At 51.6% G+C, this 13782-nt stretch carries 14 protein-coding genes; 2 read left to right on the plus strand and 12 right to left on the minus strand.

Annotated features, from left to right (window positions below; genetic code table 11):
* Window positions 1–44 precede the first annotated feature (44 nt).
* The 10 genes from KI379_RS32115 to KI379_RS32160 form a co-directional block, all read right to left on the minus strand.
* Window positions 45–815, minus strand: a complete 771-nt coding sequence (locus tag KI379_RS32115; RefSeq protein WP_076176089.1) for a sigma-70 family RNA polymerase sigma factor — start codon at window positions 813–815, stop codon at window positions 45–47.
* Window positions 812–1264, minus strand: coding sequence for an anti-sigma B factor RsbW (gene rsbW, locus KI379_RS32120; protein ID WP_076176092.1), 453 nt, complete (start codon window positions 1262–1264; stop codon window positions 812–814). Before rsbW ends, KI379_RS32115 begins: the two co-directional genes overlap by 4 nt.
* 18 nt (window positions 1265–1282) lie before the next feature.
* Window positions 1283–1621, minus strand: coding sequence for an STAS domain-containing protein (locus KI379_RS32125; protein WP_212986085.1), 339 nt, complete (start codon window positions 1619–1621; stop codon window positions 1283–1285).
* 112 nt (window positions 1622–1733) lie between these two features.
* On the minus strand, window positions 1734–3410 hold the full coding sequence (locus tag KI379_RS32130; RefSeq protein WP_212986086.1) for a response regulator: 1677 nt from the start codon (window positions 3408–3410) through the stop codon (window positions 1734–1736).
* 17 nt (window positions 3411–3427) lie between these two features.
* Window positions 3428–4288, minus strand: coding sequence for a CheR family methyltransferase (locus KI379_RS32135; protein WP_076176101.1), 861 nt, complete (start codon window positions 4286–4288; stop codon window positions 3428–3430).
* 72 nt (window positions 4289–4360) lie between these two features.
* Window positions 4361–8020: a response regulator gene (locus KI379_RS32140; RefSeq protein WP_212986087.1), complete on the minus strand. Its 3660-nt coding sequence runs from the start codon at window positions 8018–8020 to the stop codon at window positions 4361–4363.
* Window positions 8017–9186 carry a PP2C family protein-serine/threonine phosphatase gene (locus KI379_RS32145; protein WP_212986088.1) on the minus strand — a complete coding sequence of 390 codons (1170 nt, stop codon included), beginning with the start codon at window positions 9184–9186 and terminating at the stop codon, window positions 8017–8019. The genes KI379_RS32140 and KI379_RS32145 overlap by 4 nt, the downstream gene beginning before the upstream one ends.
* Window positions 9187–9401: 215 nt before the next feature.
* The gene (locus tag KI379_RS32150; protein ID WP_076176109.1) at window positions 9402–9746 is read right to left on the minus strand and encodes a general stress protein; all 345 of its coding nucleotides are present in this window, start codon (window positions 9744–9746) and stop codon (window positions 9402–9404) included.
* Window positions 9747–9838: 92 nt separating this feature from the next.
* Window positions 9839–10351 carry a hypothetical protein gene (locus tag KI379_RS32155; RefSeq protein ID WP_212986089.1) on the minus strand — a complete coding sequence of 171 codons (513 nt, stop codon included), beginning with the start codon at window positions 10349–10351 and terminating at the stop codon, window positions 9839–9841.
* A gap of 48 nt (window positions 10352–10399) precedes the next feature.
* Window positions 10400–10903 carry a DUF948 domain-containing protein gene (locus KI379_RS32160; protein ID WP_145029836.1) on the minus strand — a complete coding sequence of 168 codons (504 nt, stop codon included), beginning with the start codon at window positions 10901–10903 and terminating at the stop codon, window positions 10400–10402.
* A gap of 245 nt (window positions 10904–11148) precedes the next feature.
* Here KI379_RS32160 and KI379_RS32165 point away from each other — a divergent pair, with 245 nt between their 5' ends.
* A complete protein-coding gene (locus tag KI379_RS32165) occupies window positions 11149–11313 on the plus strand; it encodes a DUF1328 domain-containing protein (protein ID WP_076176112.1) in 165 nt (54 codons plus the stop codon).
* A 136-nt stretch (window positions 11314–11449) separates the two neighbouring features.
* Here KI379_RS32165 and KI379_RS32170 read toward each other — a convergent pair whose 3' ends face one another.
* Window positions 11450–12022, minus strand: coding sequence for a hypothetical protein (locus KI379_RS32170; protein ID WP_212986090.1), 573 nt, complete (start codon window positions 12020–12022; stop codon window positions 11450–11452).
* 249 nt (window positions 12023–12271) lie between these two features.
* Here KI379_RS32170 and KI379_RS32175 point away from each other — a divergent pair, with 249 nt between their 5' ends.
* Window positions 12272–12658: a hypothetical protein gene (locus KI379_RS32175; RefSeq protein WP_212986091.1), complete on the plus strand. Its 387-nt coding sequence runs from the start codon at window positions 12272–12274 to the stop codon at window positions 12656–12658.
* A 176-nt stretch (window positions 12659–12834) separates the two neighbouring features.
* Here the strand turns inward: KI379_RS32175 and KI379_RS32180 are convergent, their stop codons facing one another.
* Window positions 12835–13668 carry a C40 family peptidase gene (locus KI379_RS32180; protein ID WP_076176121.1) on the minus strand — a complete coding sequence of 278 codons (834 nt, stop codon included), beginning with the start codon at window positions 13666–13668 and terminating at the stop codon, window positions 12835–12837.
* Window positions 13669–13782: the final 114 nt, after the last annotated feature.

The raw sequence follows: 13782 nt of genomic DNA on the forward strand, positions 1-13782 counted from the left end.
TTACGAACTTCCGGTTGAGTCGAAACATAACATAAGCTTGTCCGTCATTGGTATGAATTAGACATGATTTCTTTCAGCTTTTCTGTTGCACGCTTCTGAATCCGCGAGACGCTCATCTGGGAAACCCCCAGCTTCTGGGCGATTGAGCGCTGGGATTCACCATCCTGGAAGGCAAGCAGCAGCACTTTCTGTTCCTGTTCCTTCAGCTGGCTCATCGCCTGCTGGAGGTCCATCCGTTTTTCCACCGAATCATAGTCGTTGACGTCCGAACTGATCAGTTCACCGAGCGTTGCACCCGTTTCTTCCTGGGACAGCGGAGAGTCCAGTGAAACATAGTGGTAGCATTCGCGTCCGGCCAGGACCTCTACCGTTTCTTCCACCGACAGATCCAGGAATTCGGCGATTTCGCGGACGTCCGGCGAGCGCTCCAGCTTGACGGTTAACTCATCAATAGCCTGCTGGACGAGTGCGCCCTTCTCTTTGATCCTTCTTGGAACCTGGATATACCAGGACTTATCCCGCAAAAAGTTTTTCATATGCCCTATCATACTCTTCATGGCATACGGTTCAAACGGAATGCCCAAGCTGATGTCATACTGCTGCAGCAGCCGGATCAGAGCCATCTGGCCGACCTGGTACAAGTCCTCATAGAGGTCCGGGCGGTTACGGGCGATTTTACCCGCGGCCATCTTGACCATCGGTTCATATTTTTGGATAAGCACGGTGGCGATATCGTTGTCTTTCGTCTGCTGGTATTCCCAGATCAGACCGACCGCCTCGCTCATGGACTCGGGGGGAGTCACCTTATCATTCATACTTTCTCCTCACTTCTCATGAGCCGTTTGGTCATAACCACCTGGGTGCCGCGTCCGGCCTCATTATCTACCATCACATCGTCCATGAGCGCCTCCATCAAGTAGAAGCCGAGTCCCCCGATTTCCACATCATGAAGGTCTTTGTCATGCAATGTCACGGTGTTTTCGGTACGGTTCATCCGGTCAAAGCTCTCCCCGTCGTCCTTGACCTTGATGGACAATTGGTCATTGCCGATTTCGAACGTTACTTCCACCATGCCGCCTTCCTGACCATAAGCATACAAAACGGAGTTGTTACAAGCTTCCGATACGGCTACCTTCATATCTTCAATGTCCTCATAAGAAAAACCCATCTTCGATGCGATTCCATACAAGTTCAATCTTACGATATCTACAAAATCAGCATTGGCCGGTAATGTTATCACGACTTTTTGAACTTCAGCATTCATACTGTCTTCGATCCTTTCCTATTGGGAATTCCTACTGGCGGCAAAAAACTTCGCAATACCCGTCATGTCAAACAGCCTTTGGATTTGGGAAGGAACCTCTTCCACGACAAAACGGGCATCCATCCCATGTCTAGCCTTCAATATGGACAATAGAATGCCGATCCCTGTGCTATCGATATATTTCAGATCCTTCAAGTTAATCACTAGATCGATCTCGGAATCCCCAACAAGCGGTTCCATGACAAGCCTGAAGTCGGGCGCCACCGATAAATCCAGTTCCCCGCTCAGGTAGACCGTGCAGGAACCTTCATGGCGTTCTGTCGTTGCATTGAATTTTTCGCTCTTATTCGTATTCATAGACATTCTCTCCCGAATTTTTTGTTTTTCTTGTATAAGAACAGTTAACCCTAAATTCCCCTGTTTGAATCAGCTTGTACGCAAGCTTATGCCTGGCAATATTTGGACCCCGTCACATGGAGTTGGCATCGGAGGTCTGCAAGCCTTTGCTTTGTTCAGGCACGGGATGCTTCATCAGAATCTCCTTCACCGATTTCATATTGACCGGCTTGCTGATATAATCGTCCATCCCGGCTTCCCTGCACCGGCTTCGGATGCCTTCCATCACATTGGCGGTCATGGCGATGATAACCGGCCGGTATCCCTGAGGCTGCATCTCGCGGATAAGGGCCGTGGCCTCCAGACCGTCCATGACCGGCATTTGCAAATCCATGAAGATCAGCCGGTACACCGGATTGGCGCGGATTTTATCCACCGCCTGCCGCCCGTCCTCGGCCACTTCTGCTCTCAATCCCAGCTTGCCCAGCATGCTCACCATCAGCTTCTGGTTGACCGGATGGTCGTCTACCACGAGGATCAGCGGTTCTTCGTCTTTTGCAGACGGCAGGGAAACAAGCAGGTCGTCGCCCATGCCCATCATGCCGTCATCCGATTCAGGCTCGCTCGTCCGGATCGTAAAGATAAACGTGGCGCCCTTCTCCTCGGTCGATTCCACCTTAATGCTGCCGCCCATCATTTCAACGAGCGATTTGCAGATGGCCAGTCCCAGCCCCGTGCCCCCGTATTTCCGGGTCATCGAAGAATCCAGCTGGGAGAACGGCTGGAACAAACGGTTTTGCTTATCCGGCGTAATGCCGATACCCGTATCCTTTACCGCAAATTCGATCATGAGGCTGCCGTCTTCGGCTCTTTCCCGTAGTGACACCATCAGATAAACTCCGCCCTGATGCGTAAACTTCACCGCATTGGAGATCAGATTGATCAGCACCTGACGCAGGCGGGCCATATCCCCGTAAATGATAGGCGGGATGGCTTCATCGATAAAGTACACCAGCTCCAGGTCCTTTTTCCCTGCTTCCATAGAAAAGAGGCTGAATACTTCCTTGATGCAGTTTTGCAGCTCAAACGGATGCTCCTCCATCTCCATTTTCCCGGATTCCATTTTGGTAAAATCGAGGATGTCGTTGATCACCGTGACCAGTGCGTCGGCGCTCTTGCGGATAATCTCCGTATATTCCAGTTGCTCTTCCTTAAGCTCGGTTTCCATCAGCAGATCCACCATACCGATCACGCCGTTCATCGGCGTGCGGATTTCATGGCTCATCATCGCCAAAAATTCGGTTTTGGCCTTGGCCGCGATTTCAGCCGCCTCTTTGGCTTTAATGAGCTCCTGATTGGCTTTTTCCAGCTCCTGCGTTTTTTGCTGCAGCAGCATGGACTGGGTTTTATGCTTTTTGTTGGTCAAGTACATTTCCACAAAGCCTTCAATTTTGGACTTCAGGATTTGCGGGATAAACGGCTTCACCATATAATCAATCGCACCGGCTGAATAACCTGCGAATAAATGCTCGGCTTCTTTACTGTTCGCTGAAATGAAGATGATCGGAATGTCCTTCGTTTTATCCCTTGCCTTGATCAATTTGGCTGTTTCAATCCCGTCCATACCTGGCATTTGAACATCCAGTATGATCACAGCAAACTCATCCTTCAGCAGGCACCGGAGCGCTTCCTCACCGGAGGTCGCCTTCACAAGATTATATTGCTCACTCTCCAGCACTGCTTCAAGGGCGAGTAAGTTCTCCGGACGGTCATCAACCAGCAGAATATGAATCGGTTCTTGAGACCCCATGGAATCCTCCCACTTCTCTAGTTAATCTTCCTGTAGATTTTCTCCACACGATCCAGCGGTTCGTAAGAATCACTGTATTCCGTAAACTGTATCGACTCTTTTGCTCCAAGAACCAGAATTCCGAAACGGCTTAAGCTTTCATAAAACAGGCCGTGGACATGATCCCGGAGCGTGTCGTTAAAGTAGATCATCACATTACGGCAAAATATAACGTTAAACTCGTTGAAGGAGCGGTCCGTTGCCAGATTATGCTCCGCAAAGATCATATTTTTGCTTAGAAAGGGCTGGAAAATCACCGAGTTATACTTAGCGGTATAATACTCGGAAAAGGAACGGGTTCCGCCCGCCTCAATGTAATTTTTCGTATACAGCTTCATTTTCTCAATCCCGAAGATCCCCTGCTTCGCCTGCTCCAGGGAACGGTCGTTCATATCCGTGGCGTAAATCCTCGCCTTGTCCAGAAGTCCCTCTTCATGCAGCAGAATCGCCATGGAGTAGACCTCTTCTCCGGTGGAGCAGCCTGCATGCCAGATGCGGATATACGGATAGGTTCTCAGCAGGGGGACGATCTTTTTTCGAAAAGTCAGAAAGAGGTTCGGATCGCGAAACATCTCTGTGACGGGAATCGACAGATTATGAACCAGCCGCTCAAAAACGGGCCGGTGATGCAGCACCTTCTCCTGAAGCTGGGAAATATTGCTTAAACTTTCCGCGCGTATAAAATGCCATATCCGGCGCCGGAGCGACGGAATCGCATAATTGCGGAAATCGTAACCATATAAACGGTGAATGCCTTCCAGAAGAAGCTCAAGCTCGATATCTTCCCGTTCCGTCTCATCCTTTACGGGGATGTCCTGATCTGTATGCCCCAAATCCATTCTCTTTCCTCCTGCTTACGTTGCTTCAATGATGAAAATGTAATGCTATTACCTATTACCCCGTTATTGCCCTTACGAATACAACCAAACCCTCATCAGGGATAATAACTGTTCCGTTTGGATCGGCTTCTTCACGTAATCGGAAGCGCCGGCCTCGATACACTTGGAGCGGTCTTCTTTCATCGCCTTGGCGGTCAAGGCAATAATCGGAAGCTTATGGAACTGAGGTATCTGGCGAATCTGCCGCATCGCCTCATAGCCGTCCATCTCCGGCATCATCATATCCATCAGCACCAAATCGAACGGCTGGCCTCCGGTCAGGATATCGATCGCCTCGCGTCCGTTCTCGGCGAAGGTCACCTCCATGCCATAATTCTCCAGAACGCTCGATAGCGCAAAGACGTTCCGGATATCGTCGTCGACGAGGAGGATTTTCTTCCCTTCAAACAGCGCTTCCCTGTTATGAAGCTTCTGCAAAATTTGACGCTTGTCCTCAGGCAGATTGGCTTCCACCCGGTGCAGGAACAAGGTAGTTTCGTCCAGAAGGCGCTCAGGCGATTTTACGTCCTTGATAATAATGGACTCGGTGTATTGGCGCAGGCGCATTTCTTCCTTGCTGTCGAGATCTTTGCCGGTGTACACAATGATCGGAAGGTAGCCCAGGTTCTCGTCCTGCTGGATCTGATCCAGCAGCTCGAAGCCGGTCATATCGCTCAGCATCAAATCGAGCACCATGCTGTCGTAGCGTTTCTTCCGCAGCTCGCTGAGCGCCTCCTTGCCAGTGGACACAGCGGTGATGGCCACGTCATCGTGATCGATAAGCTCAATAATCGAACGGCGCTGGATGTCATCGTCCTCAACGATGAGGAGATGCTTCAGCGACTGCTCGGTATACGACTCAATATGTGAGAAGGCATGCTCCAGGGACGCTTTGGTCGAAGGCTTCTTCAAGTAGGCGATAGCCCCCATTTTCAGCCCTTGCTTCACTTCATCCGATACCGAAATGATGTGAACCGGGATATGGCGGGTTGCCGAATCCCCTTTCAGCTCGCCCAGGATCGCCCAGCCGTCCATGACCGGAAGCTGGATGTCCAGGATGATCGCATCCGGCAGGTAAGTCTTTGCCATATCGAGGCCGATATCGCCCTGCATCGCCACGAGGGCCTTAAAGCCTCTCCCCCGCGCCATATCCATCAGAATACGGGCAAATTTGATGTCATCCTCAATGATGAGCAGTACCTTATCTTTATCGGCAATCCGCTCGCGGTCGTCTTCCAGAGGCTCCGCCGCGTTGATGGCGGATTCCTCTTCATCCACCATGCTCTGCGCCGGCTTGGGCAGCATCAGCTCGCTGGAAACGGCAGCCTCATCCTGAGCGGAAGAAGACTCCTCCGGCTTCTCCTCCGTGACCGGCAGATACAGCGTAAAGCAGCTGCCATGCCCTTCGACCGATTCGACTTCAATTCCCCCGCCAAGCAGGCGGGACAGCTCACGGCTGATTGAAAGACCAAGTCCGGTACCGCCATACTTGCGGCTGGTCGTACCGTCCACCTGCTGGAACGCCTCAAAGATCAGGTCGGTCTTATCTTCCGGTATGCCGATGCCCGTATCCTTGACGGCCGCCGCAATATATTCCTTGTTCCGGTCCAGATAAGACGGCAGGGCTTCCGGATCCGCCCGCCGGACCGTGAACACGACCGAACCCTGGCTGGTGAATTTAAAGGCATTGGACAACAGGTTGCGCAGGATCTGCTTGACCCGGTATCCGTCGGTAACGACGGAATCCGGCACATCGTTGTCCACGTGAACGTGGAGCGCAACCTGCTTCGAATTGGCCAGCGGCTTGAAATTCTGGTTGACGAAGGTCTGCCATTCCTCGATCGGCACCGTTTCGGAGTTGATCTCCATTTTGCCGGCATCGACCTTGGACAAATCCAGAATTTCGTCGATCATCTTGAGCAGATCGGCGCCCGACATGTAGATCGTATGAGCGTATTCCTTCTGCTTATCGCTCAGGTTTCCTTCCTTATTCTCGGACAGGAGCTGCGACAGGATCAGCAAACTGTTGAGCGGCGTGCGTAGCTCGTGGGACATATTCGCCAGGAACTCCGACTTGTATTTGCTGGTCACCGCCAGCTGCATCGCCTGCTGCTCCAGTCTGGCCTTCGCATCTTCAACCTCGATGTTCTTCTCCTCAAGCTGCTGCATCTGCTCTTCCAGCGCGCGCGTCTTGCCGATCAGCTCGGTATTGTAATGCTCGAGTTCCTCCTGCTGGCGCTGCAGCAAATCCTCGGAGCGCTTGAGCGCTTCGGTCTGCTCCTCCAGATTTTCGTTGGAGCGGCGCAGCTCCTCCTGCTGGGTCTGCAGCTCCTCGGATTGGCACTGCAGCTCCTCGGTCAGCGCCTGCGATTCACGCAGAAGCTCCTCGACGCGAACGCGGCGGTTAATGTTATTAATAATGACGCCCAGACTCGCGGTGAGTTGGGACAAGAGCTGTCTGGCCAGCTCGCTGAACGGTTCGAACGACGCCATTTCAATGACGCCGAGCAGCTCGTCTTCAAACACGACCGGATAGATCAGCAGATGAGCCGGCTTCGCCGAACCAAAGGCCGAGTCCACTGACAGGTAGTCTTCCGGCAGCTCGGTGATAATCGGTTTGCGGTCCAAAGCGCTCTGCCCGACCAGCCCTTCTCCGATTTCAACTCCGCCTCTCGGCGAGCGTTCTCCTTGGCCGGCGTATGTTCCGCCAAGAGACAGCATATTCGGATTTTTATCATCGTCCTGAATATATATAGCCCCATAGGCCGCCCCGATGATCGGCGTAAACTCGCTGATGAACATTTGGGACACCTGCTTACTGGAATTGATGCCGCGAAGAAGCTCGGTAACCCGGCTCGCATTGGAATTAAGCCAGTTCTGGTCCTTCTGGGCCTGGAGGTAGTTCTGCTCCAGCTCCTGCTTCTCTTCCAGGTCTTCGGCGATCTCCTTGAACACATGGGCCACCTGGCCGATTTCATCTCTTGAGGTCACCTTAATCCGGCGGATGGCCTGGATCCGGCCTTTGGCAAAGCTGTTGATCATCATGTTCACGACGCCGAGTCCCCTCGTGATGGTGGAGATGACCCACAGAATAACGGCAAGTCCAAGCAGCAGACCGGCAATCATAATGGAGGTCGTGATTTGAACGGACCGGTTGTAGGCCGCTTTGGCATTACTGATCTGCTGATCGACCAGCAGATCCTGATATTCGGACAGCGCATTGATGCTGTCTATCGCTTCCTGCTGGATCGGGGTTCCACTTGCATTTCGGTAGGTGTTGGCATCGTCCATCATCCCTTTGGATAACAGGGCGGACTGCTTGTTGATATATTCCTTGTAATCCGACCACGCCTTCTGAACGCGGTTCAGCATTTGTTTTTCCTCAGGAGAGGTGGTGGTTGCATTCAGCTTCTGCAAACTTTGTTCGCCCTTGGCGATCATATCGTTAATCTCGGAAGTGCTGTTATCTGTCGCCACGTTGTGATTCAGCATCATGCTCATAACGAACCTGGACATATCGTTCACTTCGCTCCGGACCCCGGTGGAATACCGCACTTTCAAATACCGGTCCTCATAGATACGATCCATTTGCTTGTTCATATAATTCATGCGGTCGTAGCCGACCACCGTCAAAGCAATCAAAATGAGCATGAGCGAACCGAAGCCGATCACCAGCTTAGTCTTCAGTTTCATTCTTCATTCGCTCCCTCTTTTAACGAAATCCAGACGAGACATTTATCGTCTTCCCGCTCCTGGGTTCCGTGGTCTTCAAAAAATGCCTGGTACATCTTCTCTTCATTCCATTCATGCGAATGCTTCAGGTGGCTGACCAAAAAGTCGATCTGTTCGTCATGATCGCCTTGGACAAGTTCCAGCAAGCCGTCGGTGTACAGCGCAATATGGCCTTCCCCTTCGTAAGACAAGGTCTGCGGATCGATGTCCATCTTATCGAATAGGCCGACCGGACAGCATGCCTGGTCAAGCAGCAGCATGTCTCCGTTCTGTTGGAAAAATAAAGCCGGGGGATGCCCGGCGTTGACGTAGTCAATCCGTTTCATCGAGGTATCAACAACTAAATAAATCGCCGTAAAATAATATTGGACAAGCTGATTTTCGATGTGAAGCTGGTTGAACCGGCGGTTCAGCTCCTGGATCACTTTCTCCGGCTCCACATAGGTGGTTACCGTATCCTTCAGGACCGACGCGATGAACATCGTAAACAGGGACGACGAGATGCCATGGCCCATCATATCCAAAAGAATGACACCGTAACGGCCGTTGCCGAGGGAATACCAGGCATACAGATCACCGGCAAGCTCAGCGGAAGGCTGATAAATGGCGTGGACCTCAAACAGCTCGTCCTCAATAGCGGGACTCAGCACCGCGTTCTGAACAAGCGCAGCCAATCTCAGCTCCTCCTGAATCCGCTGATCACGCTCCTTATGCCAGTCCTTCTCATGTTTTAGACGGAGTGCCAGGCGGATCCGGGCCATCAGCTCCACTTTGTTGATCGGTTTGGTCACATAGTCGACCGCTCCGGCATCCAGCGCCTCGGCTAACTTTTTGGAATCTCCCACCGCCGTGACCATGATGATCGGAATATCCTTGAGATGTTCGTTTTTCTGGATCACCTGACAGGCCTCGATCCCATCCATTTCAGGCATCATCATATCGAGCAAAATCAAGTCAAAATCGGACGCTTTCGGCTGACCCTCTTTGGCATAGCCGTCAGCCCCCAAGATTTCAAACATTTCTCTTGCCGATGAGGCTTTATCGATATCCCGGTAGTTTTCTTTCTTTAAAATCTCCCGGATGATTATGACGTTAGTCGGATTGTCATCAACAATTAATATTCTCATAACCCTCTCCTTACGATCCTATGAAATTGTTGAAATCTCTATTTATATACTATATACCATACCGTGTGAATATTTCAGCATCTAAGGTCTATCAGTCGTTGGAACTTGGGGTATGATATCCCACTTGTTCCAAAAACATAGATAAGGAATGGGAAGCGTTATCCCATTCCTTATCTATGTTTTTGACATGCATCTGTATGCGGGAAATACCGGTCTCATGCCTTTTTGGCAACTACCAGCACCTTGCCCAGATCCAGTTCCTTTTCATAAAATTGAGCCTCAGCCTCTGTGAAGCCCAGCGACGTGATTTTGGCCCGGAGCTCGTCTCCGCGTGAACGGAACAGATTAGCAAGAGCATCAAACATGCCTTCTTCTTTAATGCCAACCTCACTTGCCCCTGCCGTGTCCGCAATCCGATCGGTCCGGTCGCCGTCATGGGCCAGTACGAAAATATCATCGTACACATAACCCGCGCTGCGCAGCTGATTGACTTCTTCCACCGCTTGGACGCCGTTTTCCACAACTTTCGCAAATGATTTGGTATTGGTTGATGAATTCATCGTTCTCACTCTCCTATTCTTTGTTGATCCCGTACATGTTCTAATTAACCTATGCGGGTGTAGTTGAAACGCCGATTCCAGGAAACGGCAGGTTATTCACTCGCTTGGTCAAAAAAGTCGACTCCCGCGAGCCTTCCCGTTTCCGGATCCGTGTAAACCTTGACGGCATGGTGTCCGCGAAGGTAGACGTCGCCATCCTCCGCACGGAACTGCGGCTGCCCTAAAGCATCAGCAACCCGGTATTTGCTCAAAGGGATCCAGGAACCGTTGATTTGCATCTTCCCTGCAGCCGCTCCCACATGAACGTAGTCCACGATGCCGTCGCAGAGCACGACGGCCGCGTCCTGGTAGACGGAAGCCGAGCAGCCGGTGAACGGATCGGGCGTCACTTTCAGCGGCTTGCCCTTGTGGGCGAGGACCTCCTGCTTGGTATCGTTCAGGGAAACCCCGTTCATCGTATCAAACACGGTAAAGCGATCAGGGGTTTGCTGGACGGTCTGCCGGACAGCCTGGGCATTCGCCGTATGGCCCGGGTCAGGCTGGGCAGCGGACACGAAGGACAAGGGTGACAGTATTCCAAGCAGCAGCGTAATCATTTTCAACATGATTCTCATCCTTTCTGTTGTCAATGGATCCAGCCTGAGCCATAGGTCCTACCGGCGCAGTCTCTGCCAGACCGTCGCGGCGGTATCGATCCACTTCACCACGTTAGCCGCAGGCTTGGCCTTTGCTCCCGTTTCATATACAGCCGAATAAGACTCAATCGTGCGCTCTTCCGGCGTCGACGCGGAGGCAAGCATGTGCCGCGGACGGGACTCTACCTGGTGCTTAGGCTGCTTGAACTTGTGAATCAAGGTGGTGGAAGCCTGTTTCGCAGCCAGGGTTAACTCGCTGAGCACTTCACCCAAATTTTTCACCGAATTCATGACCGGATCAATCTGTTTCATCTTATGCTCGACATCCGCCGTAATATCGTTGGCGTGCCGGACGATTTGCTTGATCTCATAGCTGAGTTCGTCGATCGTCTGCTGAACCTCCTGCAGAGTTTGCGTCGTCTTCTCGAGCGAACTTTTCGCGGCCAGCAGCGTTTTAATGAGATAAACGACCAGGACCGCAAAAGCGACCGCGATTAACGCGACACTGAGCGACATAATCATGTGCATAACCTCTCTTTCTTGTCTCTTCAAGATGCCTTCCATGCTTCCTGTAAGGCTCGCTTAAGCGTTAGTTACCCTATCGCCCAAATGACGAAACAGCGCCGTTTTTTACCAAAGTCAGGGCTTGTTTCATTCCCCTTGGGCCCGGTTAAGTATGACTACGAGGGTGAACGGGACCCGCTGGTTTATCGGCGTATGTCCAGTCATTTATCGCCCAAACTCTACAGGAAAGAAAGGTGAGCAAGATGTTGAAATGGTCGATTATCTTCTTAATTATTGCGATCGTCGCCGGAATCTTCGGATTCTTCGGAATCGTATCTGCGGCGGCTACGATTGCCAAGGTGCTGTTCTTCATTTTCCTGGTTCTCTTTATCATCTCCCTGTTTACCGGCCGCAGCCGAACGCCTTAACGGTATAAGGGCAGCTGATACGAGAAGACGAACAAGCCAAAAGAGATAAGAAAAAGGTTAGAATGAGCAAAAAAACCAAGCGGTCCTTCGGATAGAAGGCGCTTGGTTTTTTTAATGCCCGCAGTCTTTTGTTTCATTAAAAGAGCGACGGCAGATCCAGCCAGTTCAGCTTGAACGTCAGCTTAACGCCGTCATCCAAGAACTGAACATCGTCCACTCTAAGGATGTCCGGCAAGTGCTCCTTGAGCGGCACGGAAAGGGTGCCTAGCCCCCAGGTCTCCGCCGGGACGCGGATCGACTTGATCCTCGTAGATTCATGCTTCAGCACAATGACGCTGCCGTCGGCATCCATCGTGAAGGTCAGCTCGGCACCAAAAGGAATAAACTCCCACTTGCCGTTAATATCCGCCGTAACCTCCTGCCCATGGAACTGGAACTCGGCTCCGGTAACGGTAACCTGCGGGGGCATATCACCCATGTGCTTGATGAGCTCTTTCTTGGCCAGCTCGTTCAACTCTTCGTTGTTCAGCGTAATTTCCGGTTTCTTCGTCTTCAGCATCTGCATCGCTTTATCCTGGATATTCAGATCCGTATAATTCAAATTCAGCTTGCGGTCCGGAGCGATGTACCAGATCAGCACGCCTGCGGCAATAATGACCAAGATGATGATCGTTATGATGAACCGAAACAAAAACTTCCCTAGGCGCATGTCCGCCTCCTTTCTGCCGAAAAGCAAGTTCACTCCACCATTCGGCGCATTTCTAAAGTTTCATTTTTGGCCTACTTCAAAAACAGGCAGCCGGGATATTTGGTACCATCCACCCTGACGCTTCTACCATATTTATGGTAAACTAAAACAATCTTTTTTTCTACGATACTAGATAACTTGGTTCATTTGTCTTTAAGAGGGTTATTTGGATAGTGTAGAAGCATACTATTCCAAGGAGGAACACAGTCTATGAAAAAAATCATCACTATTGCAGCAGCACTCGGATTAATGGCTTCCATGGGAACCGCAGCGTTCGCGGACAGCGCATCCACAACGTCTACAACGAACAGCACTCCGTCCACCACGACTTCGGCCACAGGCTCGTCGGAGACCGTTGCCGAACCTACCAAGCTGGTGCCTGAGCCGATCATCTCTGCAGGAGAAGAAGTAACGAATCCTACGGTGCCTCTCATCCTGACGGTAAATACACCGTTCTACTTTGAGCCCGGCGGTAAAGTCGCAAGCGTCCTTGCTCCGCAAGTCGTTGACACCACGGGCAACCGCGTTGGATCGCTCCTCGGCGAGTGGGTGGAAGTTTACACGTGGCTCGGAACGGCCTGGGTTCTCGTAAAATAAGACATCCTAAAAGCAATATGCCAGTACTAGAAAGAACTAAGGAGTTTTACTAACGGGTGTCGGCGTCATTTAGTTCCTTCTACATAGAATATCATCAAACCTCCCGCTCAGCGAAGCCTTTGCGGGGGACAACAAAGGACCGGAGAATTCTCCGGTCCTTTGCATTTACGCGGAATTTATTTCAGAACGCTGCCTCCATACAGAAATCTCAGCTTCCAAGAGTTGCTGAAATCCGATACCGTAACGCCGCCGGCTTGATTGGAGTAGGTATGCAGCAGCTTGCCGTCGCCAAGATACACCGCCACATGGGTAATCCGCTGGCTGGACTTATCAACGCCTTGATAGGCGGAAGCGCTGGATCCGCGGTAACTCATAAAGAACACGAGATCTCCCCGCTTCAGCTGGTCCGTGCTGTACACAGCTCCGCTGTTTTCCTTCACCCAGGAGCCCTGCTGTCTGGAATCTGCCGGAAGCACAACGCCTGCAGCCTCTTTGAAGATTTGGCGGGTAAAATCCGAACAGTCGAACGTGGTCGTCGTATTCCGGTTGGAACCGAACTCGTAAGGGGTTCCCAAATACTTCATGCCGGTCTGGATCACCTTTTCGATCATGGCATTCGTATTTTCCGCGGAGACGGGTGGTGCCGCTTCAGAGGATCCGGTACTTGGCTGGGATGCCGAACCAGTGCCCTTAACGGCTATGTATTTTTCGCGGGTGCTGACGTAGCCAACCTTGCCCGACGAAGTTTTCACTTTATAATAATAAGCCGTGCTTTTCTCCAAAATCTGCACGGTCTCTCCTTTTTTCACATAACCGAGCACGTTGCTGGACAGGGAAGGCTTGTCCCGAAGATTCACCGAGGCCTGGATAACGCCGACCTGGCCCTGTGCCTGAACCTGGCTGGATGCCGACGCCGCTTGAGCCTCATGTCCGGTCGGGATGATGACGGCAGCAGAAATGGCAGCGGATAATAGCAGGCATCCGAGTAAGCTTTTCTTGATGTTAATCATTTCATTCCTCCTTGAGATGTCTGAGTCGCTTGTAGAAACCGGGGAACGCCGGTCCGCTTAGCGCTTGCTCTCATTATAGGCAGGAGGATCGAGAAACCGCATGGCCCTTTTTAC

The organism is Paenibacillus cineris (assembly GCF_018333335.1).
GTDB lineage: Bacteria > Bacillota > Bacilli > Paenibacillales > Paenibacillaceae > Paenibacillus_AQ > Paenibacillus_AQ favisporus.

Coding starts and splice junctions, on each gene's coding strand:
- KI379_RS32150 (WP_076176109.1), bottom strand. CDS start 9,746: ATGAATTCATCAACCAATACCAAATCATTTGCGAAAGTTGTGGAAAAC.
- KI379_RS32145 (WP_212986088.1), bottom strand. CDS start 9,186: ATGAGAATATTAATTGTTGATGACAATCCGACTAACGTCATAATCATC.
- KI379_RS32125 (WP_212986085.1), bottom strand. CDS start 1,621: ATGAATACGAATAAGAGCGAAAAATTCAATGCAACGACAGAACGCCAT.
- KI379_RS32130 (WP_212986086.1), bottom strand. CDS start 3,410: ATGGGGTCTCAAGAACCGATTCATATTCTGCTGGTTGATGACCGTCCG.
- KI379_RS32160 (WP_145029836.1), bottom strand. CDS start 10,903: ATGATTATGTCGCTCAGTGTCGCGTTAATCGCGGTCGCTTTTGCGGTC.
- KI379_RS32135 (WP_076176101.1), bottom strand. CDS start 4,288: ATGGATTTGGGGCATACAGATCAGGACATCCCCGTAAAGGATGAGACG.
- KI379_RS32155 (WP_212986089.1), bottom strand. CDS start 10,351: ATGTTGAAAATGATTACGCTGCTGCTTGGAATACTGTCACCCTTGTCC.
- KI379_RS32140 (WP_212986087.1), bottom strand. CDS start 8,020: ATGAAACTGAAGACTAAGCTGGTGATCGGCTTCGGTTCGCTCATGCTC.
- KI379_RS32180 (WP_076176121.1), bottom strand. CDS start 13,668: ATGATTAACATCAAGAAAAGCTTACTCGGATGCCTGCTATTATCCGCT.
- KI379_RS32170 (WP_212986090.1), bottom strand. CDS start 12,022: ATGCGCCTAGGGAAGTTTTTGTTTCGGTTCATCATAACGATCATCATC.
- KI379_RS32115 (WP_076176089.1), bottom strand. CDS start 815: ATGAATGATAAGGTGACTCCCCCCGAGTCCATGAGCGAGGCGGTCGGT.
- rsbW (WP_076176092.1), bottom strand. CDS start 1,264: ATGAATGCTGAAGTTCAAAAAGTCGTGATAACATTACCGGCCAATGCT.
- KI379_RS32165 (WP_076176112.1), top strand. CDS start 11,149: ATGTTGAAATGGTCGATTATCTTCTTAATTATTGCGATCGTCGCCGGA.
- KI379_RS32175 (WP_212986091.1), top strand. CDS start 12,272: ATGAAAAAAATCATCACTATTGCAGCAGCACTCGGATTAATGGCTTCC.